This window comes from Haematospirillum sp. 15-248 (assembly GCF_012102665.1).
Lineage (GTDB): Bacteria > Pseudomonadota > Alphaproteobacteria > Rhodospirillales > Rhodospirillaceae > Haematospirillum.
In genome coordinates this window covers 178,266-202,961 of sequence record NZ_JAAVTF010000001.1, presented here as the reverse complement: position 1 = coordinate 202,961, position 24,696 = coordinate 178,266, and the positions used below count along the sequence as shown (strand labels likewise).

Annotated in this window: 22 protein-coding genes and 1 tRNA gene; 13 read left to right on the top strand and 10 right to left on the bottom strand. The window is 52.7% G+C overall.

Annotated features, from left to right (window positions below; all coding sequences use genetic code 11):
- Positions 1-10 precede the first annotated feature (10 nt).
- Positions 11-751, top strand: a complete 741-nt coding sequence (locus HEQ72_RS00905; RefSeq protein WP_168022335.1) for an alpha/beta hydrolase — start codon at positions 11-13, stop codon at positions 749-751.
- A 93-nt stretch (positions 752-844) separates the two neighbouring features.
- Positions 845-936 (top strand) — tRNA-Ser (locus HEQ72_RS00900).
- Positions 937-1,117: 181 nt separating this feature from the next.
- Here the strand turns inward: HEQ72_RS00900 and hchA are convergent.
- The 4 genes from hchA to HEQ72_RS00880 all read right to left on the bottom strand — a co-directional run bounded on the left by hchA (position 1,118) and on the right by HEQ72_RS00880 (position 4,754).
- On the bottom strand, positions 1,118-1,984 hold the full coding sequence (gene hchA, locus HEQ72_RS00895; RefSeq protein WP_168022334.1) for a glyoxalase III HchA: 867 nt from the start codon (positions 1,982-1,984) through the stop codon (positions 1,118-1,120).
- Between the two features lie 199 nt (positions 1,985-2,183).
- Positions 2,184-3,368, bottom strand: coding sequence for a Na+/H+ antiporter NhaA (gene nhaA, locus HEQ72_RS00890; RefSeq protein ID WP_168019059.1), 1,185 nt, complete (start codon positions 3,366-3,368; stop codon positions 2,184-2,186).
- Between the two features lie 158 nt (positions 3,369-3,526).
- Positions 3,527-3,988: a YccF domain-containing protein gene (locus HEQ72_RS00885; RefSeq protein WP_168019061.1), complete on the bottom strand. Its 462-nt coding sequence runs from the start codon at positions 3,986-3,988 to the stop codon at positions 3,527-3,529.
- Between the two features lie 40 nt (positions 3,989-4,028).
- Positions 4,029-4,754 (bottom strand): polysaccharide deacetylase family protein, encoded by a 726-nt coding sequence (locus HEQ72_RS00880; protein WP_168019063.1) that lies wholly within the window; start codon positions 4,752-4,754, stop codon positions 4,029-4,031.
- 94 nt (positions 4,755-4,848) lie between these two features.
- Here HEQ72_RS00880 and HEQ72_RS11330 point away from each other — a divergent pair, with 94 nt between their 5' ends.
- Both HEQ72_RS11330 and HEQ72_RS00870 read left to right on the top strand, forming a co-directional pair.
- Complete coding sequence (locus HEQ72_RS11330) at positions 4,849-5,874, top strand: glycosyltransferase family 4 protein (protein WP_168022333.1); 1,026 nt, start codon at positions 4,849-4,851, stop codon at positions 5,872-5,874.
- Between the two features lie 236 nt (positions 5,875-6,110).
- Positions 6,111-7,433: a sugar MFS transporter gene (locus HEQ72_RS00870; protein WP_168022332.1), complete on the top strand. Its 1,323-nt coding sequence runs from the start codon at positions 6,111-6,113 to the stop codon at positions 7,431-7,433.
- Between the two features lie 79 nt (positions 7,434-7,512).
- Here the strand turns inward: HEQ72_RS00870 and gatB are convergent, their stop codons facing one another.
- The 3 genes from gatB to gatC are packed head-to-tail and all read right to left on the bottom strand — an operon-like array spanning position 7,513 to position 10,734.
- On the bottom strand, positions 7,513-8,967 hold the full coding sequence (gatB, locus tag HEQ72_RS00865; RefSeq protein ID WP_168022331.1) for an Asp-tRNA(Asn)/Glu-tRNA(Gln) amidotransferase subunit GatB: 1,455 nt from the start codon (positions 8,965-8,967) through the stop codon (positions 7,513-7,515).
- Between the two features lie 6 nt (positions 8,968-8,973).
- Entirely contained in the window at positions 8,974-10,446 is a 1,473-nt protein-coding gene (gene gatA, locus HEQ72_RS00860; RefSeq protein ID WP_168022330.1) for an Asp-tRNA(Asn)/Glu-tRNA(Gln) amidotransferase subunit GatA, read from the bottom strand.
- Entirely contained in the window at positions 10,447-10,734 is a 288-nt protein-coding gene (gatC, locus tag HEQ72_RS00855) for an Asp-tRNA(Asn)/Glu-tRNA(Gln) amidotransferase subunit GatC (protein ID WP_168019073.1), read from the bottom strand.
- A gap of 169 nt (positions 10,735-10,903) precedes the next feature.
- Between gatC and ruvX the strand changes: the two genes are divergently transcribed.
- The 4 genes from ruvX (at position 10,904) to plsY (ending at position 14,344) form a co-directional block, all read left to right on the top strand.
- Entirely contained in the window at positions 10,904-11,365 is a 462-nt protein-coding gene (ruvX, locus tag HEQ72_RS00850) for a Holliday junction resolvase RuvX (protein WP_415877246.1), read from the top strand.
- A gap of 116 nt (positions 11,366-11,481) precedes the next feature.
- Positions 11,482-12,429, top strand: coding sequence for an aspartate carbamoyltransferase catalytic subunit (locus HEQ72_RS00845; protein WP_168019077.1), 948 nt, complete (start codon positions 11,482-11,484; stop codon positions 12,427-12,429).
- 24 nt (positions 12,430-12,453) lie between these two features.
- Positions 12,454-13,743: a dihydroorotase gene (pyrC, locus tag HEQ72_RS00840; RefSeq protein ID WP_168022329.1), complete on the top strand. Its 1,290-nt coding sequence runs from the start codon at positions 12,454-12,456 to the stop codon at positions 13,741-13,743.
- The gene (plsY, locus tag HEQ72_RS00835; RefSeq protein ID WP_168022328.1) at positions 13,727-14,344 is read left to right on the top strand and encodes a glycerol-3-phosphate 1-O-acyltransferase PlsY; all 618 of its coding nucleotides are present in this window, start codon (positions 13,727-13,729) and stop codon (positions 14,342-14,344) included. Before pyrC ends, plsY begins: the two co-directional genes overlap by 17 nt.
- Here the strand turns inward: plsY and HEQ72_RS00830 are convergent, their stop codons facing one another.
- The gene (locus HEQ72_RS00830; protein ID WP_168019083.1) at positions 14,345-15,331 is read right to left on the bottom strand and encodes an asparaginase; all 987 of its coding nucleotides are present in this window, start codon (positions 15,329-15,331) and stop codon (positions 14,345-14,347) included.
- Between the two features lie 112 nt (positions 15,332-15,443).
- Here HEQ72_RS00830 and dprA point away from each other — a divergent pair, with 112 nt between their 5' ends.
- The 5 genes from dprA (at position 15,444) to rpmG (ending at position 23,659) form a co-directional block, all read left to right on the top strand.
- Positions 15,444-16,583, top strand: coding sequence for a DNA-processing protein DprA (gene dprA / locus HEQ72_RS00825; protein WP_245183054.1), 1,140 nt, complete (start codon positions 15,444-15,446; stop codon positions 16,581-16,583).
- 73 nt (positions 16,584-16,656) lie between these two features.
- Complete coding sequence (gene topA, locus HEQ72_RS00820; RefSeq protein ID WP_168022327.1) at positions 16,657-19,305, top strand: type I DNA topoisomerase; 2,649 nt, start codon at positions 16,657-16,659, stop codon at positions 19,303-19,305.
- Between the two features lie 18 nt (positions 19,306-19,323).
- Positions 19,324-21,636, top strand: coding sequence for a ribonuclease R (gene rnr, locus HEQ72_RS00815; RefSeq protein ID WP_168022326.1), 2,313 nt, complete (start codon positions 19,324-19,326; stop codon positions 21,634-21,636).
- A gap of 126 nt (positions 21,637-21,762) precedes the next feature.
- A complete protein-coding gene (locus HEQ72_RS00810; protein ID WP_209316150.1) occupies positions 21,763-23,376 on the top strand; it encodes a S41 family peptidase in 1,614 nt (537 codons plus the stop codon).
- Between the two features lie 115 nt (positions 23,377-23,491).
- Positions 23,492-23,659: a 50S ribosomal protein L33 gene (rpmG, locus tag HEQ72_RS00805; RefSeq protein WP_066135890.1), complete on the top strand. Its 168-nt coding sequence runs from the start codon at positions 23,492-23,494 to the stop codon at positions 23,657-23,659.
- A gap of 53 nt (positions 23,660-23,712) precedes the next feature.
- On the opposite strand, the gene HEQ72_RS00800 is transcribed toward rpmG, so the two are convergent.
- Entirely contained in the window at positions 23,713-24,087 is a 375-nt protein-coding gene (locus HEQ72_RS00800) for a response regulator (protein ID WP_168019091.1), read from the bottom strand.
- Positions 24,062-24,490: a DUF423 domain-containing protein gene (locus HEQ72_RS00795; protein WP_168019093.1), complete on the bottom strand. Its 429-nt coding sequence runs from the start codon at positions 24,488-24,490 to the stop codon at positions 24,062-24,064. The genes HEQ72_RS00800 and HEQ72_RS00795 overlap by 26 nt, the downstream gene beginning before the upstream one ends.
- Between the last annotated feature and the right edge of the window lie 206 nt (positions 24,491-24,696).

The following is a 24,696-nucleotide window of genomic DNA, read 5'->3' as shown; positions in this document are numbered from 1 at the left end:
GATGTACTCCATGTCTCTTTCCGGGCCAGAATACCGTCACCCTGCCAACTCCAACACCCGGCAAGCGGTCATTTTCTTGCATGGCTATGGCGCTGACGGTCATGATCTTATCGGGCTTGCCCCACAGATGGGAGAAGCCCTGCCCGGAACGGTCTTCTACTCCCCGCATGCCCCTGAACCTTGCGAAATGTCTCCTTCAGGTCGGCAATGGTTCAGTCTTGCTTCCTATGATCCGGACATGATGCGGCGGGAGCCCGAAACCATGTCCCCTATCCACACCCGTCTGCTGCAAGGTGCACGGACAGCAGCTCCCTACCTACAGAACTTTATGGATAGCATTACCGAGAAGGAGAAGATTCCGTTAGAGCGCATTGCCTTAGTTGGATTTTCCCAAGGGTCGATGATGGCTATGCATGTTGCACTGCGACAAAGAACGTCTTTAGCTGCTGTCGTTGGTTTCTCAGGGGCCCTAGTTGGGGCGGAGGTGCTTCCCAATGAAGTGACATCACGCCCCCCCGTACTTCTCGTTCATGGCGATGCAGATCCTGTGGTCCCCTACCCGGCAATGGAACTAGCTGAACGTGCTCTGCGGGAGAACTGCGTTGATGTGGGTACCGTCACATGCCAAGGGCTGCCTCACGGTATTGACGAGTATGGACTGTGTCATGCTATTCGCTTCCTGAAACAACGCTTTACTCCTAAAGATAATGAATCAGGTCATCTCCATGACTTGGAAACACGTGAATCCTGAAAAATTTTCGGTACCTTCCTTTAACATGTTGACCTCTAGTTTATATTTCGATAGAAAACACCGTGTTCAGCGTCATGCGCCATGTGAATTCAAGGAGCGGTGGGTGAGTGGCTGAAACCAGCAGTTTGCTAAACTGTCGCACGGGGTAACTCGTGCCGAGGGTTCGAATCCCTCCCGCTCCGCCATGTTCGTTCTCTAAAGCATTGATTTATAAGAAGTTTACAGAACGCCCGTTGCGTTTGAGCAAACTTTGACCACACTTCTTCTGGAAAAAATAATTACGTTGCCTTGGCGTTTAGCTGTATTTTCTGGGCCCGCAAGAAAATAGAAAAATAGCCCCAAAAGTCTGCAGAATCGTTGACAGGATCAGTCCTTTCTATTCACCTCGGCTAGGAGCTCCCGCGCAGCCAGCTTTCCCAATGCGTTCCCGGCAAGCGGGCTATCGCCTGTGAGGATTCTTCCATCCTTATGGACTTGCCCGGAGATTTGGTCATTGAGTATTTCAAAGCCCAGCCGCTTCAGTTTCTCACCAAATTTCCATATCAAATGCCCCGGCATATAGCCGACCTCCGGTGTTTTTGCATCCATTACATCGGGGAAGGCAACAATCTTTTTGCCCCTATAAAGAAGGCTATCTTCACCAACAGCCAAAAAAGCTGCAGGTCCGTGGCAAATAGAGATCAAGAATTTATTCTTCTCCGCAACCCATTCCAACAATGCCTTCATCTCAGAGCTGTCGGGCAAACCTATCAGGGCGCCATGTCCACCTGGTATAAAAACGCCTATGTAATCAGAGTGCTGACCAAGAGCTGTCTCCACAACATCCCCCAACCGCCTTGGGCTCTTCATGGCAGCATTATACTTTCTATACAGCCCTACCACTTCCGTATCCTGACGAGGCATTGCCCATAACTCGAACTTTATCGGATAGCCAGAGAGGGTAGCAAAATCGAATTCAAATCCGGCCTTATGAAGATGATACATAGGAAGCAGGGTTTCTACCGGGTGATTCCCCGTAGAAAAAAAAGTTCCATTATCAAGCAGCAGGTAGCGCTCATCCGCGCCAATGACCAATACTTTCCACCGCCCACCCTTGTATGCACTTGGATACTCTGCATCAGATAGATTGGAGATCTGAGAGGTAAATTGCGCGAGAGAATAGGGAGAGGGAAAGAAGGCATTGTCTTCTGCAGAGTCAGGCGTTGGATTCATATCGCTCTTCCCAGAATCCATAACTCGCTCCATGCTAATTTATTCTGATGTCAATATAAGACAATGATCAAAAATCACAAAATTACAAAACAATTTATAATAATATTACTCAATATATATCCGCATGTAATCGATATAATAATCATCACCCTTGAACTGAACGCTTTTACACAAGCTCTTGGTGCCACAATCCCTCGCAGCACCAAGGCACAAGTGTCAGCTAGGCTAGCTCTTCGACCTTCTCCACAGGAGTTGCCCTCTTAAGAATAAGCAATCCAACAAGAGCTGACAGCAAAGACCCCCCCAGAACACCAAGACGAATTTCAGCATCGTGAAGGCCAGAAGGGAAGGCAAGCGTACCGACAAACAAGCTCATGGTAAAACCAATGCCCGTAATAACAGACATCCCATAAAACTGAGCCCACGACACCCCTTTGGGCAAGGAGCCTATGCCACGAACCGATGCAAACCAGGTAAAGGTCATAACCCCAACCTGCTTTCCAATGAAAAGCCCCAGACCAATACCAAGCGTAATGGTGCTGAAAACAACATCATATGTAACGCCAGCCAATGAAACGCCTGCATTAGAGAACGCAAAGATCGGCATAATTCCAAAGGCAACCCATGGATGAAGCGCTTCCTCGACATGCTTCAAGGGAGACTCTGAAGCTTGGCCAGATCCACGCAAAGGAATAGCCAGTCCAAGAACAACCCCCGCCAACGTGGCGTGAACACCGGACTTCAACACACAAACCCACAAAAAGATACCAACAAGAACGTAGGGAGTTATTCGGTTGATTCCCGCCTTGTTCAGGCTGAACAAAATCATGATTGCTATAACAGCCAACCCCAGAGAAAGCATGGAAAGGTGGCTGGTGTAAAAAAATGCAATAATAATAATGGCTCCAAGATCATCCATGACTGCCAAGGCCAAAAGAAAAATCTTGAGCGTAGCCGGAACTCTCTTCCCTGCCAGAGCCATAACTCCCAAGGCAAATGCTATATCGGTTGCTGCGGGAATAGCCCATCCATTCAACCTGTCAGGCCACGCCATATTGAAAGCGATATAGACGAGAGCAGGCCCTATCATACCACCAAGCGCAGCAATGCCGGGCATCAACGCCTTCTTGCGGGATGATAATTCTCCCTCAAGGACTTCTCTTTTGATTTCAAGACCTACCAAAAGAAAAAAGACAGCCATAAGGCCATCATTGATCCAAAGAAGAAGAGGCTTGTCTATACCAGCTCCATTGAAGGTCACAGCAAGCTTTGTCGTCAGAAAGTCTTGATAAAAGGGTGCCCCCGCACTGTTGGCTAAAAGAAGGGCTATGCATGCCGCACCGACAAGGCAAAGCCCTCCGGCAGCCTCCATATGCATGAACTTCCGGATCATCGACAATGCCATACCAAGAAACCTTTCTTTTTCTTTCAAAACTACCAACCCCATAGAAATAATGAATAAAGTACGGATCCTCCCGCATCAACCAAAAAGGCCCCTTTCCCGCACGGTATGATGCTCTTTCCCTTGCGTACAGATCTCAGACGAAGGAACACGTTCCTTGACTACAAACGCGGTCCCATTCCTTTGGGGATCTCAACAATGGCCTTTCCTACAGGGAAGATGGAAATCCACGCCAGCTTCAAATGCGCCCATGCCAGCGGCAAACCAACAAGAGTAATAGCGCAAGCCAAGGCAGACGATATATGGCCCAACGCCAGCCACCAACCGGCAAGGACAAACCACAGCACATTACCCAAAAGACCCCAGACCCCCGTCCCGATATCACGCTCCCCGTATAAATCCTGGCGGTCAACAGCCATACGGCCAAAAGGCCATAGCGAATAAAATGCAATATTCAGGGAAGACCTGACCCACGGAATCCCGACAATGGTCAAGGCCATCAGACAAGCGGCCAGAACCCAGCCCAAGAACATCACAAAACCACCCAATAGAACCCAGACCACATTCAAGACAAGAACAATGGGATCAGGGGTTTGGGGATACTCTGCGCTGTTTTGTCTCACAACAAGATCCCCTCTCGAGGCATGTTAAGACTATCGCCAATTATAGCAGGAGGAAACGATCCAGGATGCTTGGCGCTGAACATATATCCATAGGACAGGCACGTAACCCTCTTTTGGCAAGCCCCCCCAAAAACTGCTCGGTCAAAATTAAGGACGTTTCGGCACGCACGGAGCTGTCTATATCAAAGGCCATATCGTGCAGCAACATCACCGCCCCTTCCAGACTGCCCGTATCCAGTGCAACATCAATCCGCTTCTGTCCTTCGAGGCGCACCTCATCAGGTGTCTTGCACATACGTGCCAAGCCGGGATCATCAACATGCAACGACCAGTGAGCAACCTGGGCAGAAGGCCAGAACGAGCGAATGGTATGATGGACTTTTGGATTACGATAGCCACCAGCATAAGGAAGACGGACGAGATAAGGATCTGGCGTCGGACGGAAACGGGCCAGCAGCTCCTCTCCCCTGAGAAGGTCGGCTTTCAGACGTTCAGGACCGGCATGGTCAAGACGAATATGGTCCCACCCATGGGCATAAACCGGATGCCCTGCCCGCACAATGTCTGCTACAAGATCGGGGTACTGAACGGTGCGGCACCCTGACAGGAAAAAGGTTGCACCGGCATTATACTCCGACAAAAGCTTCAATATTCCCGGCGTTGCTTCCGGAGTAGGGCCGTCATCATAGGATAACCCGACCCTCCCATCATGATGAGAGAGCCGACGAACGATAGGCAACCAGCGGGCGAAAAGATCAAATTTCATTGCACTCAATATTTTTCCGGAAAAACGGATGCGGGTCGATTATGCTCCCTTAGCAGATCCATAACAATTGCACACCAATGAAAGTTACGGGCCGGTGAGAATTATTATTGCTGATGATGGCGTTCATTTTAACGGATTATGCTTGGAGCAGAGACCTCTTGGGGGAGCGGAAAGCTGTGTTATCTGGCTTGCCGAAGCCTTTGCCAGACTGGGGCACCATGTAACATGTCTGACAAACTCCAATACCTCACTTCTACATAATGGCGTGAACTGGGAACCCATCGACGGGAACCACCCGGAATCAGCCGACTTGTACATTGCCAACCGGGGACATACGGTGCTGCGCCTTATTCCAAAGGCAAGGCACGTTGCTTTCTGGATCCATAATCCCGCCCAATACCTTCTCAAGACACGCTACCTGTGGCCTCTTGTCAGGCGCAAGTCTGCCATGGTCTTTTTGTCAAAATTCCATGCCTCTACCCTTCCGGCATGGGTTCCAGGGCGGCGGCTTGTTATACCTCATGGTGTCGATCCCGTATTTTACCCCTCCCCCCACATAACTATCCCCCCCGGACCACGTGCCGTTTTCCTGTCCAATCCCCTGCGTGGACTGGATCCCCTGCTCGATATGTGGAAACAGCATGTTGTTCCTGCCATTCCTTCAGCCGAGCTGCACCTGTTTACGGGGCCGGGCATTATGAGCCAGCGGGAAGGTGGTTCAGAAGAAACGCAGGCTGTTCTTGAAAAAGCGCAACATACTGCGGGCGTTTTCCTCAACCCTCCCCTGCAGAGGAATAGTCTGGCATCCGCCCTGAGGTCAATGAGGGTGCACTGCTACCCCTCAACGGTACCAGAAAGCTTCTGCCTGGCCATTGCCGAGTCTCAAGCCTGTGGCGTTCCAGCCATCGTCAATGATACAGGGGCACTGCCTGAAAGAATAACAGACAAAAACACAGGCTTTGTCACAATGACAGCCAACCCTCGATCTTTCGCAGACGCAACAATCCGCCTGCTGTCCGATGACACGTTATGGCAGAGCATGCATCAAAGCCTGTTGCTGGCGCCAATCCGACGCTGGGAAGACGTAGCCCGTGATTTTATCAATCAAACAATAACTTGAGATTGATAAAGGCCAAAGGACGGTTTGTATTTGCACCATCGCACAATTTTGCATTGCGACATGAATTCAAACCGCAACATGGTGATGCCTTATCCTGTCCTATGGAGAAAGAAGGAAATCGGGGGTTGTCAGGACAAAAGAATTCAGGCATCTGAAGGCATCACGCATACCCCCGTTTTGGGGAAACCGGCAAAAGAACCGGTTTGTTTCAGAAGCGCTGAACAAAGGCTGTTCCGATGTCCACTGCACATCAAAATCGCTCCTATTTTGGCCCATTGGCCGTGTTGACCGCACCGTTCTTTTTCCTTGGTATGATTACATGCCTGAACGACGTGCTTGTACCTCATCTGAAGGCTGTTTTTACACTCAGCTATGCCGAGGCCGCACTGGTCCAGTTCTGCTTTTTTACCGCTTATTTTTTCGTGTCCCTGCCTTCGGGCATGCTGGCTGAACGGATCGGCTACAAACGTGGCCTCGTTGTGGGGTTTCTGGTGACGGCTGCCGGGTGTATGGCCTTTTGGCCTGCAGCCAGCGAACGGTCCTATCCGCTTTTTCTGGGTGCGCTGTTTATCTTGGCCTCTGGCATTACCCTGATCCAAGTTTGCATGAACCCTTATGTCAGCATTCTCGGCAAGCAGGAAACAGCATCCAGTCGCCTTGCTGTCGTTCAGGCATTTAATTCCGTCGGCACAACAATTGCTCCGTACCTTGGATCCTTGTTCATCCTGAGTACGGTTGTCTTGTCAGCCAGCGAACTGGCAGGCATGTCAGAGCTAGAGCAGGCTGCATATCGGGCAAAAGAAGCCGCTTCTGTGCAAGGCCCGTACATGTGGCTGGCAGGTATCCTGATCGCCAATGCGCTCGCTTTGATGTTCATCAAGTTGCCAGATATCAGAAATACCAACTCGGTCATTGATCTGGACAAGAGCACTGATGCAAAAAACCATGGCAGCATCTGGTCCCATCGTCATCTGGTCTTGGGGACCATCGGTATCTTCATGTACGTCGGTGCAGAAGTGGCAATCGGCAGCTTTTTGATTAATCTGTTAGCAATGCCGGAGATCGCAGGCCTTCCAGAAGCCGAGGCTGGTTTTTACCTGTCCCTGTACTGGGGTGGCGCAATGGTTGGACGCTTTGTTGGGGCAGCCATCATGCGCTATGTGAATCCCGGAGCGTTTCTGTCCTTCAACTGCACCATTGCTATAGGGTTGATCATTACAGCTATCCTGTCCGGTGGCCATGTTGCCATGTGGTCCTTGATAGCCGTTGGCCTGTTCAACTCCATCATGTTCCCAACAATCTTTACCCTGTCGGTCAGGGGGCTTGGTCATCATACTAGCAAAGCATCGGGTATTCTGTGTATGGCCATTGTCGGTGGGGCTATTGTGCCCCTGATCCACGGCTTTGTTGCTGATCAAGTCGGGCTTCTGGCCGCGTTCTTTGTGCCGCTCGTATGCTACGCCTATATTCTGTACTATGGCGTCAAGGGTCACCGTGCCGGAGATGCTCATCAACATGCGAATAATCGATCCTTGGCCAGCAAGCCTGCTGCCGGGTAAGGTTTATACGCAATAATTTGAAAGGCCCCGAATAGCTCGGGGCCTTTTTTTTATCCCGCATAGAGAAAGTCACAGCTTTCTAACCAAGCAACTTTTTCTTGAGAACTTCTTGCAGCACACCTGGATTGGCCTTGCCTTGAGTTGCCTTCATAACCTGCCCTATAAACCAGGCAACCAGCTTTTCTTTACCATCCCGCACTTCCCGAGCTTTCTCGGGATTAGCTGCAATAACAGCATCACAGGCAGCTTCAATCGCACTGCTGTCTGTAACCTGCTTCATACCCCGCTCTTCCACGATAAGAGCAGGATCTTTTCCCTCCTCCATCATGATCTCAAAAACGTCCTTCGCCAACCGCCCGGATATAGTGTTGTCTTTTACCAGATCCACCAACTGACCAAGCTGGGATGGACTGACCGGGCTTTGTGAAATGGAAAGCCCCTTTTTGTTCAGGCCACCAAAAAGCGTTGTGATCAACCAGTTCGCAACCTGCTTTCCGTCACGTCCCTCCGCTGCCTCCTCAAAATAAGCAGCAGTTTCCTTCTCCATAACCAGAACGCCTGCATCATAAGGTGTCAGGCCATAGGAGGATACAAACCGCGCTTTTTTATCATCAGGAAGCTCGGGCAACGTTGCCTTGATGCGCTCAACAAACGCATCATCAAACTCCAGGGGCAAAAGATCCGGATCAGGGAAATACCGATAATCATGCGCATGTTCCTTGGACCGCATCGACCGTGTCTCACCACGTGAGGAGTCAAACAGACGTGTCTCCTGAACAATCTGGCCACCGCTTTCATACACTTCAACATGGCGGCGGGCTTCATATTCAATGGCCTGCATGACAAAGCGAACGGAATTGACGTTCTTGATCTCACAACGTGTCCGATATGGCTCCCCGGCTTTGCGGACCGATACGTTGACATCGCAACGCATGGAGCCTTCCTCCATATTGCCATCACATGTTTCAAGGTAACGCAGAATGGAGCGCAACTTACGCAAGTATGCACCGGCTTCTTCCGGCGTACGCATATCTGGCTTGGAAACAATCTCCATAAGCGCAACACCGGAACGATTCAGGTCAATCAAAGACTTTGCAGGGTGCTGGTCATGAACGGATTTCCCTGCATCCTGCTCAAGATGCAGGCGCTCGATACCAACCGTACGGCTTGATCCATCGGGCAAATCCAGAACGATCTGCCCTTCGCCAACAATGGGTTGATCATACTGACTGATCTGATACCCTTGGGGCAGGTCAGCATAAAAATAATTCTTGCGCGCAAAAACACTGCGTTTATTAATCTGCGCTTTCAGCCCCAAACCCGTACGAACGGCTTGCTCCACACACACGCCGTTGATAACCGGCAGCATGCCGGGAAAGCCGGCATCAATAAACGAAACCTGCGTGTTCGGCTCGGCTCCGAACGTTGTTGCGGCACCCGAAAACAACTTGGATTGAGAGATAACCTGGGCATGAACCTCAAGCCCGACAACCAGTTCCCAGTCCCCGGTTTCACCTTTGATATGATAGCTCATCGCGCCTTATCCCTTTACCAAAGCCGGAACACCCGGAAAACTGGCGGCCTTTTCCAGAACATCCCCGGCTCGCAGAACAGTCTCCTCATCAAAAGGACGACCGATGATCTGGAGTCCAAGAGGCAGACCCGATGCATTCAATCCCGCAGGCACAGATAATCCGGGCAAACCGGCCAATGAGGCAGGGACTGTAAAAATATCATTCAAATACATTGCGATAGGATCATCCATTTTTGCACCCAGCGCGAAAGCTGCGGTCGGGGCGGTTGGCGTCAAGATCGCATCAACCGACCGGAAGGCATCGCGGAAATCCCGCGCAATGCAGGACCGCACTTTCTGGGCTTTAAGGTAATAGGCATCATAATACCCGGCAGACAGGACATAGGTCCCCATCAGGATACGCCGCTGCACCTCTTCACCGAACCCTGCCGCCCTGGTTTTAGCATACATCTCGTCTAGGGACTTGCCTTCCACCCTCATCCCGAAGCGTAAACCATCGTAACGAGCCAGGTTCGAAGAGGCTTCGGCTGGCGCAACGATATAATACGTTGCGAGAGCATACCGGGTGTGCGGCAAGGTTATGTCATGAATGTCGGCCCCCGCATCCTTCAGCCACGACACCCCCTTGTCCCACAGGGAAGCAACCTCGGGATCCAGGCCATCCGAACGATATTCAGCCGGGATACCAATCTTCAAACCACGGATATCACCAGTCAGGGCCGCCTCAAAATCAGGCACCGGAATGTTTGCGCTGGTGGAATCTTTTGGATCAAAGCCAGCCATCGCGCCCAGCATAATTGCCGCATCGCGAACCGTGCGGGTCATGGGGCCAGCCTGATCCAAGGAGCTTGCAAAGGCAATGGTGCCATACCGGGAACAACGCCCGTACGTTGGCTTCAAACCCGTAATCCCACAATAAGCAGCAGGTTGCCGGATAGATCCACCGGTATCTGTACCCGTTGCGGCCAGCACCATACGGGCCGCAACAGCAGCAGCAGATCCACCGGACGATCCGCCGGGCACCAAGTCCACATCCTGGCCACGTGGCTTCCACGGGTTACGAACCGGGCCGAACCAGCTTGTCTGGTTGGATCCACCCATAGCGAATTCATCCAGATTCAGCTTGCCCAACGAAACAGCACCAGCCTTTCGCAGATTTGCCGAAACCGTGCTTTCATAAGGCGGAATGAACCCTTCCAGCATTCGGCTTCCAGCAGTAGTGCGAACACCTTCTGTACAGAACAGGTCCTTGAGGCCAACGGGAATGCCCGTCATCGGTCCTGCGCTTCCTGCTGCCAAGGCAGCATCAGCTTCCACGGCCTGTTGGCGCGCCTGCTCCGCTGTTTCAGTAATAAAGGCATTCAGCGGGCGCTTCTGCTCCATGACACTAATGTAGGAATCAACCAGCTCAACAGCTGAAAACGTGCGAGAGCGCAGGGCGTCACGGGCCTGGGCCAGGGTCAGGTCAAGAACAGACATTTATTCCACCACCTTCGGCACGGCAAAAAAACCATCCATGGCTTCCGGCGCATTGGCCAGAATGGAGTCACACATACCGCCATCAGAGACGATATCCTCCCGCCAGCGCAGAACCGCATCCGTCACGCTGGTCATAGGCTCTGTTCCTTCGGTATTGACGTCAGCAAGCTGTTCAACCCAGTCAAGAATACCGGAAAGCTGGCTGGCCAGAGGATCAAGCCTGTCTTCGGGCACCTCAATACGGGCTAGGAACGCAACGTTCCGGACGATATCTTTGTCGAGCGACATTGAAAAAAGTCTCCTGGCGGGAGTAAGTGTCTTGGGAGCATCCCCGTCGGCACACAGTACGCGCCGATCCGGGGCTGTACACGCGTAAAATCGCCGGAAGGTATCACTCGTCATGACTGACTGCAACAACCCCGCACCACTTCCTGTGACAGGTCTTTCGCCCTTGCAGATGAAACACGCCCTGCCCACCGCCGGCAGGCTGGCCGGGCTGGACCTTGGCACCAAGACCATAGGCATCGCCCTGTCAGACCCCTTGCTGATCACCGCTACTCCGCTCACAACAATCCGGCGAACCAAATTCACCAAGGACATGACCCTATTATCCGAGCTGGTTGCAGAGTACGAAATAGCCGGCCTGGTCCTTGGGCTTCCGGTGGAAATGGATGGAACAGAAGGACGTCGCTGCCAGTCGACAAGAACGTTTGCCGATAATATCAGAGCGCTGGAACAGCCAATATCCCAGCTTCCAATCGCATTCTGGGATGAACGTTTGTCAACCGCAGCCGTAGAACGCGTCATGATTGATGAGCTGGACATGTCCCGCAAAAAAAGGGCGAAAACCGTGGATAGAAACGCCGCATCCTGGATTCTTCAAGGTTTCCTTGATGCCATTGCTTTTGCAGACAAATAAATCTACCGTCAATCGATATATGACTTCCTTGCATGGCATGCAGGGCCGCCATAAAGCCCTAGCGCACACCATTCTCCCCTTGCCGGAATGATGTTTTAACTTCATAGTCCGCCCTTATGAAAAATCCGGCATACTCTCATAGGCATTTTCTTGGTATGGAGGGGTTGTACCCTCACGAGATTGAAGAATTTCTCGATCTCGCGGATAGTTATGCAGACAGGAATCGCCAACCCCGGTATGAGTCCAATCGCCTGACAGGACGGACGCAGGTCAACCTGTTCATGGAAGCATCAACCCGCACACGGGCTTCTTTCGAGCTTGCCGGACTCAAAATGGGGGCCAACGTCATTAACATGACATCGGCAGGATCCTCCATCTGCAAAGGTGAGACCCTTGTTGATATGGCCGTAACCCTGAACGCCATGAAGCTGGATATACTGGTTGTTCGCCACCATGATTCAGGCGCAGCAAAGCTACTGTCCAAGCATGTACAGTGTGCCGTCGTCAATGCTGGCGACGGCCTGCACGAGCATCCGACGCAAGCCATTGTCGATGCCCTGACCATACGGCGAAACAAGGGGCGGCTTGCGGGATTGGAGGTTGCCATTTGTGGAGACATCGCCCATTCCCGGGTTGCGCGGTCCAATATTCATCTTTTGAGCACCATGGGGGTTAATATCCGGGTTGTTGCGCCCCGCCCATTGCTGCCCTCGCATATTGAATGCATGGGCGTAACTCCCTTTACCGACATGCGTGAAGGCATACGGGATGCTGACATTATCATGATGCTCCGCGTACAGAATGAGCGCCTTGGTGAATCCTGCATTCCTTCTGCCCGTGAATACGCTCACTTCTTTGGCCTGAACCGCGACAAACTTGCCTTGGCCAAACCCGATGCGCTTGTCATGCACCCGGGACCCATCAATCGGGGTATCGAAATTGATTCCGATGTCGCTGACGATCTTGATCGTTCATTAATTCGCCAACAGGTTGAAATGAGCATTGCGGCCCGTATGGCCATTCTGGATATCCTGATCCGCAATGCCGAGAATAATGGCTTGTAAGCCACCCCGGGAACAGAAACGTCCATGCATCGTACGCACTATTTCAACGCCCGCCTTCTGGATCCATCCGTTGACCTGGATGTTCCGGGTGGCCTTCTGGTTGAAGGGTCTTTTATCCTTGATTGCGGGCCGCATTTGCAGCACTCAGGCGCGATACATGCAGACAGTACAATTGACTGCAGAAACATGGCGCTTGCGCCTGGTTTGGTTGACATGCGAACCCATCTGCGCGAACCGGGATTTGCGCACAGGGAAACACTACGCACGACTGGGTTACTGGCTGCATCGGGCGGCGTAACCTCAGTCGCCGGCCTTCCCGGAACGGATCCTCTGGTTGACAACGAAGCAGCCCTTGCCTTTGTCCTGAACAAGGCACGCACAGATTCAGCCGTGAAAATTTATCCCTATGCAACGGCCACAGCCGGGGCAAAAGGAACAGAGCTGGTTGAGTATGGCCTTATGTCTGCAGCGGGCGCCATCGCTTTTACCGATGGAGAGCACGCCGTATCGAATGCAGGCACGCTAAGGCGGATCATGCAGTATACGTCCATGTACGGGCTTCTGTTAATCCAGAGACCGGAAGACCCCTCACTGGCAAAGGGTGTTGCGACCAGTGGAGAACTGGCAACTCGCATGGGCCTTTCCGGCATACCACCCGAGGCTGAAGTCATCCTTCTCGAGCGAGACCTGCGCCTTGTCGCGATGACCGGTGCCCGCTATCATGCATCACTGATCTCGACAGCAGACAGTGTCGAGGCCATACGCCAGGCAAAAGCAAAGGGGCTTTCTGTCACATGCGACACAGCCCCTCCTTATTTTACACTGAATGAACTGGCCATATCCGGCTACAACACATCGGCGAAACTAAGCCCCCCGCTACGATCCGAAAGTGACAGAAAAGCTGTCATTACCGGCCTGATGGATGGCACCATCGATGCCATCGTTTCCGACCATGCGCCGCAGAATAGTGACGCAAAAGATGTTCCCTTCGCGCGTGCCGCCTGCGGAGGTCTTGGACTGGAAACGCTTTTACCCCTGACGCTGGGTATGGTCCACGATGGGAGCATGCCCATATTGCGGTCTCTTGCTCTTCTCAGTCTCAACCCAGCACGCATACTTGGTCTCAAAGCCGGAAAGCTGGCGGCAGGGTACCCTGCCGATCTGATTGTGGTAGATCTAGACAAGCCTTGGAAGTACAGTGCAGACAAGTCTTGCTCAGGCTCCAGAAACTCGCCTTTTGACGGACACCTCTTACAGGGGCGGGTGTTGCGTACCATTGTTGACGGGAAAACAATTTATGTTCACGGTACCTGAGGTGCCTGCAGAGCTTGCCCTGCTTCTATGCTCTGTTTTTGGATACCTTTTTGGCAGCATACCGTTCGGTATTGTGCTGACGAAGCCGTTTGGGTACGACCTTCGATCCATTGGATCGGGAAACATCGGCGCCACCAATGTCCTGCGTACAGGGCGCAAGGATCTGGCGCTGGCAACCTTGGTCATGGATGCGGGCAAAGGAGGTATTGCAGCTGCGCTGGCCGGAATACTGGTTGACGCATCTGGCAGCCTTGTTGCCGGATGTGCCGCCGTTCTGGGGCATAACTTCCCGATTTGGCTTCGCTTCAAGGGGGGTAAAGGAGTTGCCACCACGCTGGGCGTTTTATTCCTGACAGCTTGGCCTGTCGGAGCCATAGCGTGCAGCGTCTGGTTTCTGATGGCACTTCTGACTCGCTACTCTTCTCTCTCTGCCTTGATGGCCTTGGGTACAGCCCCGGTTTCAGCATGGTTCTTGGCCTCCCCGGCCCATACTGCGGCGTTTGCCGTCTTGGCCATTCTTGCCTTCGTACGCCATCATGAAAACATACGACGGCTCCTTCAAGGCACAGAGTCAAAGATCAGGCTGAGAAAGGCACAGTAACTAGCAGATCCGCGTTTCTCCACAAAAATCACGAAGGAACATATCGGCGGCTTTCTGGCCACGCAGGCTATGAGACAAGATAAGGTGTAGCTTGGCAAAAGCCGTTTCCCGTGTCAGGCCACGCCCTGCAAGGACACCTGCATCGCGTAGCACCGCACCTGCCTCATAATGATCCAGATCGATGGCTCCGTCCGCGCATTGACTAACAGCAACGATCAATGTTCCGTGATGCACCAGATCGGATAGTACCCGTTGCAAGGCTCCCTCTACAAAAGGAGCTGTACCGCTGCCAAAACATTCCAGAACCAATCCACTTGGATTCCATGCCGTCAGCCCAGCCAAGAACCCGGCAGAGAGCCCCGGATGGCAGGTAACAAAACCAATGTCTATAACAGTTGGTGACAGCGGTGGGGAACCGAGACGAATCCCATCGTTGCTCGGGATTAACCATGAAGCATCTGCATGCGCCAAGGACAAAACATCACGAAACGCATCAGGAGTTGATGTAGATATTTTACGGCTGCGTACAGCAGGGATGATGCGGCCTCCAAAGCAAACGAGAACGCCATGGACATCGGGGTCCCGCGCAACTGAAAGTGCCTGTTCCAGATTCCCGATACCATCACTGCCATGAACAACCAAAGGGATTATGGAACCAGTCAGAACAACAGGTGCTCCACATGCAACCTGTTGCAGGGCAAGGCTTGCGGCTGTCCAGGACAATGTATCAGTACCATGCACGACAATGACACCATGGCCAGATGATGTCGCACGTACACACTCGCGACCGATCTTGTACCAAAGAGCAGGATCAACATGAGCACTGTCAACAGCAGGGGCATATTCCAGCACCACATCCCTGCCATCCATACAACCCGGCAGCATACGATCAAGGAGCGAGACAAAGGAAGCAGCAGGACGCCACCCCCTCTCACCAAGCTCCATTCCAATGGTACCACCTGTATACACAATTGTGACTGGACGCATATCACCCCTGCTGAGCAGAAAAATTAACATTAACGCTTGGTAATAATGGGGAAGAGTATTGGAAGGTCAATCATCGCCTTGATATATAACCTTGGATAGATAATATATCGTCATGATGACGACTCTTTTCTCTCCCCCCGCCTCCACCCTGTCTCACTCCGACAAGATTAGCTGGCTTCGCTTGATCCGCAGTGAGAACGTTGGCCCCATTACATTTTTCAAACTTCTTGACCGATTTGGAACACCCCGTGATGCTTTGAATGCCTTGCCGGAATTGGCTCGCCGTGGAGGACGGGGCAAACCCATCAAGATATGCTCCACCAGCACAGCAGAGCATGAGCTGATGACAGCCAAAACAGTGGGTGCACGGCTGCTTTGTGCCATTGAACCAAACTATCCTGCTCTTTTGTCTGCAATCGATGATGCACCACCCTGCATTTATATCATGGGCAATGAGTCAGTCCTGAAAAATCCCTGCGTATCCATTGTCGGAGCACGAAACGCATCAGCAAGCGCACGTCAACTGGCTTGGCGGCTGGCCATGGATCTTGGGAAGGCAGGGATGACCGTTGTATCTGGACTAGCTCGCGGCATTGATACGTCCGCACATGAAGGGTCTCTACAAACAGGAACCATTGCTGTGATGGCTGGCGGCCCCGATGTGATCTATCCACCCGAGAACAAGGATCTGTATGATAAAATCCGGGCCACAGGTGCTATTGTTTCTGAAATGCCTCCTCTGACTGAGCCACAAGCCCGCCATTTTCCACGACGTAATCGTATCATATCCGGCCTGTCACGAGGCTTGGTCGTGATGGAGGCAACAGCCCGATCCGGCTCGTTGATTACAGCACGTATGGCCGCTGAACAGGGGCGAGATGTTTTTGCCGTACCGGGATCACCCCTGGACCCCCGTAGTGAAGGCCCCAACAATCTGATACGGGATGGTGCAACACTGGTCAGAAGCGCGGATGATATTCTTTTCGCGTTGGGCAATGCCGGGCACACGCCGTTCCGCGAACCCGGACACACCCGTTTTTCCATGGGAAAACCGTCGCATTTCAACGAAAGTACCTTGGCAGAGGCCAGAGAGATTGTTGGCGGTTTGCTGTCACCTGCTGCTGTGACTGTTGACGAAATCATCCGGCAATGCCAATTGTCTCCGGCTGCTGTCTCCATGGTTCTCTTGGAGCTGGAGTTGGCGGGGCGCCTTGAACGGCACCCCGGAGGTCGCGTGTCAATGCTTGCTTAATTCTCTGGAACAGAAGGATTATCGCGGGACGACACCACTCTGTGATCAGGAAAGAAGTGTGCCCGGATATCCCATGAACGTTGTCATTGTCGAGTCGCCGGCCAAGGCCAAAACCATCAACAAGTATCTGGGCAAGGATTATACCGTTCTTGCATCCTTCGGCCATGTGCGCGACCTGCCGCCAAAAGACGGATCTGTCCGACCGGATGAAGACTTTGCAATGGACTGGGATACAGACAGTCGGTCAGAAAAGCACATTCGCGAGATTGTTCAGGCGGTCAAGAATGCCGAGCGCGTTTTTCTGGCCTCTGACCCGGATCGTGAAGGGGAAGCAATTGCTTGGCATGTGCTGGAGGAACTGGCCCGTCGGCGCGCCCTGAAGGGGGTGGATGTCAAGCGTGTCACCTTCAATGCCATTACCAAAACTGCGGTAACAGAGGCTATCAATAACCCTCGCGACATAGATCAGCCTTTGGTTGATGCCTATATGGCCAGAAGGGCCTTGGACTATCTCGTCGGGTTTACATTGTCGCCCGTGCTGTGGCGAAAGCTGCCCGGATCACGCTCTGCCGGCCGGGTGCAATCTGTTGCCCTGCGCCTGATCTGCGAGCGTGAGTCCGAGATTGAGCGGTTCCGTTCCGAAGAATACTGGACCATTACAGCTGACATGCGGTCAGCCATGGACAAGCCTTTTACAGCACGCCTGACGCATCTGGATGGCCAGAAGCTTGAAAAGTTCTCGCTGCCCGATGCATCTTCTGCCGAAAGAGCACTTGTTGCCGTCAAGGCAGGTACCTTTACCGTTTCATCTCTGGAACGCAAGCAGGCCAAACGCCATCCTGCCCCGCCGTTTACAACATCGACACTGCAACAGGAAGCCGCACGGAAACTGTACTTTTCTGCCACCCGGACGATGCAGACAGCACAAAGGCTGTATGAAGGTGTCACTATCCGCGGTGAAACCGTTGGTCTGATCACCTATATGCGTACAGATGCTGTTTCCATAACACCGGAAGCTGTCAATGACATCCGTACCCTGATTGAACAGGGATGGGGCAGCAAACTGCTTCCTTCAACGCCCCGGGTTTACAAGACGAAACAGAAGAATGCCCAGGAAGCGCACGAGGCCATTCGCCCGACCAACGTCTTTCTGCGTCCGGCAGATGTTCGCGATTCCCTAGATGATGATCAGTTCAAACTTTACGAACTTGTCTGGAAACGTACCGTTGCCAGTCAGATGGAAAGCGCCCTGCTTGACCAAACCGGCGTGAACCTGTCGACCCGGGACCGGAAAACAGTACTTCGCGCAAATGGGTCAACCGTTGTCTTCGAGGGCTTCTTGATCCTGTACCGCGAAGATCTGGACGATGTATCGGGTCAGGATGACGAGGACAAGGAACGTATACTCCCCCCCCTGCATGAGGGAGAAACGACAACGCTGTCTGACGCCCGGACCGATCAGCACTTCACCCAGCCTCCGCCCCGCTATTCTGAAGCCAGTCTGGTCAAGAAGATGGAAGAGCTGGGCATTGGGCGACCCTCGACCTATGCCTCGATTCTCCACGTCCTGCAGGATCGAAGCTACGTCAGGCTGGAGCAACGCAAATTCATCCCCGAAGATCGGGGGCGTATTGTCACGGCATTCCTTGAAAGCTTCTTCCGCCGCTATGTGGAATATAATTTCACAGCTACTCTTGAAAATCAGCTGGATGAAATATCAGCTGGCGCAGTGAACTGGAAAGATGTGCTCCGCAATTTCTGGCAGGATTTTACACAGGCGATATCCGGAACCAAGAACCTGAGAATCAGCGAGGTACTTGATGCCTTGGACGCTGACCTTGGCGTGCATCTGTTCCCGGAAAAGGAAGACGGATCCGATCCACGTCTCTGTCCGTCCTGCCAAACCGGGCGCCTTTCGCTGAAACTTGGAAAGACCGGGGCCTTCATAGGATGCTCGACGTACCCCGAGTGTCGCTATACCCGCCCCCTGGGCGGAAATACCGAGGATGCAGGTGCCGGAGACCGCGAGTTGGGGACAGACCTGGAAACCGGCTTGGCCGTTGTGGTACGCAAAGGGCCATATGGCTGGTACGTGCAGCTGGGGGAAGCAACCGGGGAAGGCAAGGTAAAAACCAAACCCAAACGAGCCGGTTTGCCAAAGGACATAGATCCTCAGGCCATCGATCTGGAGCGTGCGCTGTCTCTCCTCTCCCTGCCGAGAACGGTTGGTCAACATCCTGAAACCGGCCTGCCCATCTTGGCTGGCATTGGCCGCTTTGGTCCGTACATTGTGCACGATGGCAAATACGTCAACCTGCGCCAGGACAACGTCTTGGATATTGGCATCAACCGTGCCGTTGATCTTCTGGCATCGGCAAAGACACGCGCACCCAAGGCAGCCGGCAAAGAACTGGGCACCCATCCCGATGACGGAAAGAGCGTGCAGCTCCTTTCAGGACGCTATGGCCCCTATGTGGAACATGGAAGCGTACGAGCCAATATTCCGAAGGGTACCGATCCTGAAACAGTAACGCTGGAGCAAGCCTTGGAATGGCTGGCGGCCAAGGCCGAAAAAAATCCAAAGACTGGCAAAGCGACCACTGCCAAAACAAAAAGCAAAAAGGCAGCCGCCAAGCCAGCTGACAAAAAAGAGAAGACGGCAAGCAAACCTGCGCCACGATCCCGCAGCAAGAAGAAAACCAATGACGATGATGTCTCCTGAGTGCAGGAGGCCCTGATTTTGGCAAAGAAGAACCCAAAACATGTCCCTGTTCCCACCCGCAAGGATGTGCTCGACTTTATTCAGGGAAATCCGGGCCGGATCAGTAAACGCGAACTGGCCCGGGCCTTCAACCTGACCGCAGAGCAGCGCCCGCTGCTACAACAAATCATCAAAGGGCTGGAGAAAGAGGGTAAAATCCAGCACCGCCACAAACAGCGCCCCAAGTATCCGGAACGTCTGCCCCAGATGGTCGCGGTTCAGATAACCGGGACGGATTCCGGGGGGGAACTGGTAGGGCGCCCATTAACGTGGGAACAGGAAGGATCGCCTCCCCGGGTTTTTGTCACAGCAACCCGCCGCGGCCTACCAACGGTCGGGGTCGGGGATCACGTACTGTGCAAGCTGACACCGGGACGAAGCGGAAATTACAACGGCCATGTCATCCAGAAGCTTGTCGAAACGCCAGCGCGCGTTCTGGGTATTCTGGGAGCGGGAGTTAATGGGTTGCTCTTGCGCCCCACAGATCGCCGGGACCGCCAAGGCTATGTTATCGCCAGAGGTGACGCTGCCGGGGCCCATGTGGGGGAGCTGGTGGAGGCAGAGATTCTCTCCGGACGGCGTTCCGGTCTACGCCAGGCGAAGGTTCTGGAAAGGCTTGGCACCATGAACAGCCCCGGGGTTGTCAGCCTGATTGCCATCCATGCCCATGGTATCCCTGTAGAATTCCCTGCAGATGCCCTGGAGCAAGCCGCCAAGGCCCGGAAAGCCCCCTTGGGAAAGCGTACAGATCTACGGTCTGTTCCTTTGGTAACGATTGACGGCGAAGACGCTCGGGACTTTGATGACGCGGTATGGGCAGAACCAACAGAGGATGGCGGATGGCACGCACTGGTTGCCATTGCTGACGTGTCTTACTATGTGCGTCCCGGTACCCCGCTGGACAAGACAGCGTATGAACGCGGCAATTCGGTCTACTTTCCTGACCGGGTTGTTCCCATGCTGCCAGAGGCTCTTTCGAACGGATGGTGCTCACTCCGCCCGCATGAAGAGCGACCCTGTGTGGCTGTCCACATGTGGTTCGATGCCAAAGGCAAGAAAATCAGGCATACATTCGTCCGTGGCTTGATGAAATCCAGGGCCCGTTTGACCTATACCCAAGTTCAGAATGCGTTCGATGGCATTATGGATGAAGCAACGTCGCCTCTTGCCGAAGATATTCTGAAACCTTTGTACGGTTGCTTCAAGGTTCTTCGCTCATACAGAGAACAGCGCGGTGCCCTGGAGATCACGATCCCGGAGAGAAAGATCCTGGTCGATGACACCGGGGCTGTTACCGCAATCCAGCCACGCATCCAGAGCGACAGCCATCGCCTGGTTGAGGAGTTGATGGTTGCAGCAAATGTTTGTGCCGCAGAAACACTGGAATCGCTGGAGGCCCCCTGCATGTACAGGGTGCACGACGAGCCCCCGATGGAACGTCTGGAAAACCTGCGTACATTTTTGCGTACAATTGGTCTGAATCTGGCGACTGGTGCCCTGACACCCCGCAACTTCAATCATATTCTGGAACGGGTCAAAGATACGGCCCACGAGCATCTGGTACACTCGGTCGTTCTGCGCAGCCAGTCACAGGCCATCTATACGCCTGAGAACCGAGGGCATTTTGGCTTGGGCTTGCGTCATTACGCACACTTTACCTCCCCCATTCGACGCTATGCGGATCTTTTGGTACACAGGGCCCTGATATCAGGACTTGGGCTGGGAACACGGAACGAATATCTACCGGAAGAACAGGCTGCATCCTTTTCCCAGGCAGGCGAGCATATTTCGTCTACGGAGCGGCGTGCTGCACAGGCCGAACGTGATGTCATAGACCGGTATACGGCTCATTTCATGGCATCAAAGGTAGGGGCCCGCTTTGCGGGACGTGTTGCCAGCGTCAATCGTTTCGGACTGTTTGTCGAGCTGGATGAAACAGGTGCCAACGGCCTGATACCGATATCCACACTGCAGGATGATTTTTACCATTACGACGAAGGGGCACATCGCCTGACCGGACAAAGCGGCAGGATGTCGTACACCTTGGGAGATCGGATTATGGTCACCCTTGCAAAAGCTGACCCTCTGACCGGCTCATTGATTTTTGGAATCGTTCGCGAAGGCAGAGACCATCAGGACTTGCAACGTGAGAATACCAATACACACGCTCATCGGGGACCAAAACCTGTCAAGAACAATCGGCGCAAGATTGGGTCCAGACAAGCACCACGGGATTTACAAGTGGCCTACCCAGCGTCGTCAACAAAAAGGAAACCGGGAAAGAGGAAATAGCGGTGTCTGCGCTTGTTTGGTGTTTCCTTCTGCGATCATAATAAGAACGGCTGGTTTTCAGACAGCACTGACGTGAAAGTCCGAATGACCAGGCGCCCCGGTGAACAGTTGGAACAAATTTACCCCATGCCAGTCACAATGCACTGTCGGTCGCGGACACCCAGCAAGCTGGCTTGGATTCTGGGAATAGCCATGGTGCTGACCCGGATCTCGGTGACTTGTTATGCGTCACCTGTATCCTTGGAAGGTCAGCCCCCTGCCGAGGTGCATGACCAAGAAGACATGGTCCGGGTTATATCCTATGGCCTTGACGTGATTGCAGCACGTTCTCTAGAGCCAGCCGAGATCAGTACAATAGCTCAAGATGGTCTCCATGGTATCATAGCCATGGACCCTGATCTGAAACTACGTGCCGAGAACAACTGGCTCCATCTGCACCAGAAAGATACACCAATCGGTGCATTTGCCATGCCCATGCAAAAAGACCCAACTGCATGGGGGCATCTTGTTGTCAACGTTGTCACCCATGCAGGGCAAATCTCTCCTCATATCCAAATTACAAAGCCAGAGCCTCTCTACCGGGCCTTGTTTGGTGCTATCCTTTCACATCTCGACCCATTCTCACGGTACGCCAGCCCGGAAGAAGCCGCTGAACAAAGAGCCAATCGCAGCGGCTATGGCGGCATTGGTATGCGCTATCAGATTATGAGTGATCATTTGCTGGTTCTCGACGTCCAGCCCGATACGCCAGCGGAACTATCCGGCCTCCTGAAAGGAGATCATATTACAAGGATCGGGCACACAGACCTGTCGGATATAAAAGGCAATCACGAAGATATTGCTCGCTATATTCGTGGTCTTGTGAGATCACCAGTACGCTTGAAAGTCGAAAGAAACGGCCTTAGCCGCGACATCAATATCAAACCGGGACAGGCTGCCGTTCAGACCGTAGATGCCCAGCTTGCTGAAGATGCTGTTCCAATCATTCACATTCGCTACTTCATTCAAAATACAGCTGAAAAATTGGCAGCCTTTATCCATGAGGCTAAAAGGAAACACAAAGGCTCGTTAAGAGGACTGATCCTTGATTTACGCGGCAATCCAGGTGGCCTTCTGGATCAAGCGGTAGAATGTGCGGGGCTCTTTATTTCTTCAGGGCGTCTGCTCTCCACCCTTGGGCGCCACCCGGAATCCGTGCAAAGCTACAGCACCAACGGCCGTGATATTATGGACGGACGCCCCATCGTTGTTCTGCTGGATGAAAGATCCGCATCGGCCGCAGAAATACTGGGTTCTGCACTGCAAGACAAAGGGAGAGCGCTTGTTGTTGGCACCTCAACATACGGGAAAGGCACGGTACAGACGATAATCCGCCTTCCTAACAATGGAGAGCTGACACTGACATGGTCCCGGCTCCATACACCTGCCGGATACTCCCTTAATAAACTTGGGGTTATGCCCTCACTGTGCACATCGACCCTTAGATTTGGGAATATACAACCATTACAAACTGTTGGCGGTAACATTGATGCTACTGCCGCTATAGCGTCGCGGTGGCGTACAGTTGGTCTGACAGATCATGAGGGACGAGAGTCTCTTCGTTCCCTATGCCCACCCGAAGGTCATGGCGGACGTTATGGCGATATTCTTGTTGCCAGAGACATTATTAATAACAGTGCCTTATACAAGGATATAACGGCCGCAATCATGATGCCCCCTGCCCCCTTGTCTTATCACTGACAAAGCCGGTGCGGATGGATGCCTGTTATGTCCACGACCTCTTTCTCTTGACTCTCTCAATATTATCTGTATGCTTCGCGGCTCGGGTAATATTTCGGGTTCAGGAATTCGGGTTATGGCGAAGCCGACCACTATTCAGATCAAGCTTGAGAGCACCGCAGATACCGGGTACTTCTACATTGCCAAGAAGAATCCTCGCAATATCACGGAAAAGCTTCAATTTCGCAAATACGATCCAGTTGTGCGGAAGCATGTCCTGTTTCGTGAAACAAAGATGAAGTAAGAGAGCTCGCTCCGTAAAAGCCGGCATCCCCGAGAATAAAGGGTGCCGGTTTTTTAGTGCGCCCTATCCAAAACACGCTTTACCGTCTCCAGAAAACCAGAAACCTCTATCGGCTTTGATATATAGCCATCGCACCCACTTTCCCGGATTCTGCGCTCATCATCGGACATAGCGAAGGCCGTTATGGCAATGACGGGTATTGAGCATAACTCGGGGTCTTTTTTAAGATCACGGATTATCTCCATTCCGGAAATCTCCGGCAGTTGAATATCCATAAGTATAAGGTCAGGTTGACTACGACGAACCAGATCAGTCACATTCCGCCCATCTCTCGCTTGCAGGGTTTCGTATCCACTGGCCTGCAACAGGTCATTAAAAAGCCGCATATTCAGTTCATTATCTTCAACGATCAAGATCAACTTGCGCATTCCGATATGCCCCCTCGCCCACCTTATCTAGTATTTTCCTACCTTGAGCACCATGCTTGGCACCCGCAAAAACACACATCACCCATCCTGCCATAAAGCTGATTCCACCAAGTGGCGCTCCATGATCGGCAGGAACATCCAAGAACGCGATCAGATAGAGAGAGCCACAAAACAAAATCTGTCCCGACCCAAAGAAGAGGCCCGCAATACGAAATAAAATGGATCTTTCAGCCAGAATGGCAACCCACATGATAACAGTAGAATGAACCAACTGATAATATGATGCTTTCGTGATCAAGCTGCTTTCATAAGAACCTTCGATGACGCCCCCATGGCTTGCCCAAGCCGCAAGGATAATTGCAACGAAGCCGTTAACGGAAGCCCAGATCATCATCAAAGGCATCGCATCTTCTCCAAGCTCTTGTGTAAAAAAAGAGGCGGAGCAAACAGCCCCGCCTAGTGCGCTTTTGAGGGAAAGTGGATCTATACAACGCAGCCACCATCGTAGCAGCAAGAGCGTCTGACTCTCTTACGTCGCAGAAACGAAAGATGCGGTGTACGATTCCGTCGAACCCAAGGCCATTGTCCTCGCTAAACACCAACCAAGCA

What these genes read in the sequence shown, in the direction of transcription:
- nhaA (WP_168019059.1), bottom strand. Translation starts at nt 3,368, where the DNA reads ATGGCATTGTCGATGATCCGGAAGTTCATGCATATGGAGGCTGCCGGA.
- pyrC (WP_168022329.1), top strand. Translation starts at nt 12,454, where the DNA reads ATGCATCGTACGCACTATTTCAACGCCCGCCTTCTGGATCCATCCGTT.
- HEQ72_RS00830 (WP_168019083.1), bottom strand. Translation starts at nt 15,331, where the DNA reads ATGCGTCCAGTCACAATTGTGTATACAGGTGGTACCATTGGAATGGAG.
- topA (WP_168022327.1), top strand. Translation starts at nt 16,657, where the DNA reads ATGAACGTTGTCATTGTCGAGTCGCCGGCCAAGGCCAAAACCATCAAC.
- HEQ72_RS00795 (WP_168019093.1), bottom strand. Translation starts at nt 24,490, where the DNA reads ATGCCTTTGATGATGATCTGGGCTTCCGTTAACGGCTTCGTTGCAATT.
- hchA (WP_168022334.1), bottom strand. Translation starts at nt 1,984, where the DNA reads ATGGATTCTGGGAAGAGCGATATGAATCCAACGCCTGACTCTGCAGAA.
- gatC (WP_168019073.1), bottom strand. Translation starts at nt 10,734, where the DNA reads ATGTCGCTCGACAAAGATATCGTCCGGAACGTTGCGTTCCTAGCCCGT.
- HEQ72_RS00870 (WP_168022332.1), top strand. Translation starts at nt 6,111, where the DNA reads ATGTCCACTGCACATCAAAATCGCTCCTATTTTGGCCCATTGGCCGTG.
- ruvX (WP_415877246.1), top strand. Translation starts at nt 10,904, where the DNA reads ATGAAACACGCCCTGCCCACCGCCGGCAGGCTGGCCGGGCTGGACCTT.
- HEQ72_RS00880 (WP_168019063.1), bottom strand. Translation starts at nt 4,754, where the DNA reads ATGAAATTTGATCTTTTCGCCCGCTGGTTGCCTATCGTTCGTCGGCTC.
- HEQ72_RS00810 (WP_209316150.1), top strand. Translation starts at nt 21,763, where the DNA reads ATGCCAGTCACAATGCACTGTCGGTCGCGGACACCCAGCAAGCTGGCT.
- dprA (WP_245183054.1), top strand. Translation starts at nt 15,444, where the DNA reads ATGATGACGACTCTTTTCTCTCCCCCCGCCTCCACCCTGTCTCACTCC.
- plsY (WP_168022328.1), top strand. Translation starts at nt 13,727, where the DNA reads ATGTTCACGGTACCTGAGGTGCCTGCAGAGCTTGCCCTGCTTCTATGC.
- HEQ72_RS00845 (WP_168019077.1), top strand. Translation starts at nt 11,482, where the DNA reads ATGAAAAATCCGGCATACTCTCATAGGCATTTTCTTGGTATGGAGGGG.
- gatB (WP_168022331.1), bottom strand. Translation starts at nt 8,967, where the DNA reads ATGAGCTATCATATCAAAGGTGAAACCGGGGACTGGGAACTGGTTGTC.
- rpmG (WP_066135890.1), top strand. Translation starts at nt 23,492, where the DNA reads ATGGCGAAGCCGACCACTATTCAGATCAAGCTTGAGAGCACCGCAGAT.
- gatA (WP_168022330.1), bottom strand. Translation starts at nt 10,446, where the DNA reads ATGTCTGTTCTTGACCTGACCCTGGCCCAGGCCCGTGACGCCCTGCGC.
- HEQ72_RS00800 (WP_168019091.1), bottom strand. Translation starts at nt 24,087, where the DNA reads ATGCGCAAGTTGATCTTGATCGTTGAAGATAATGAACTGAATATGCGG.
- HEQ72_RS00905 (WP_168022335.1), top strand. Translation starts at nt 11, where the DNA reads ATGTCTCTTTCCGGGCCAGAATACCGTCACCCTGCCAACTCCAACACC.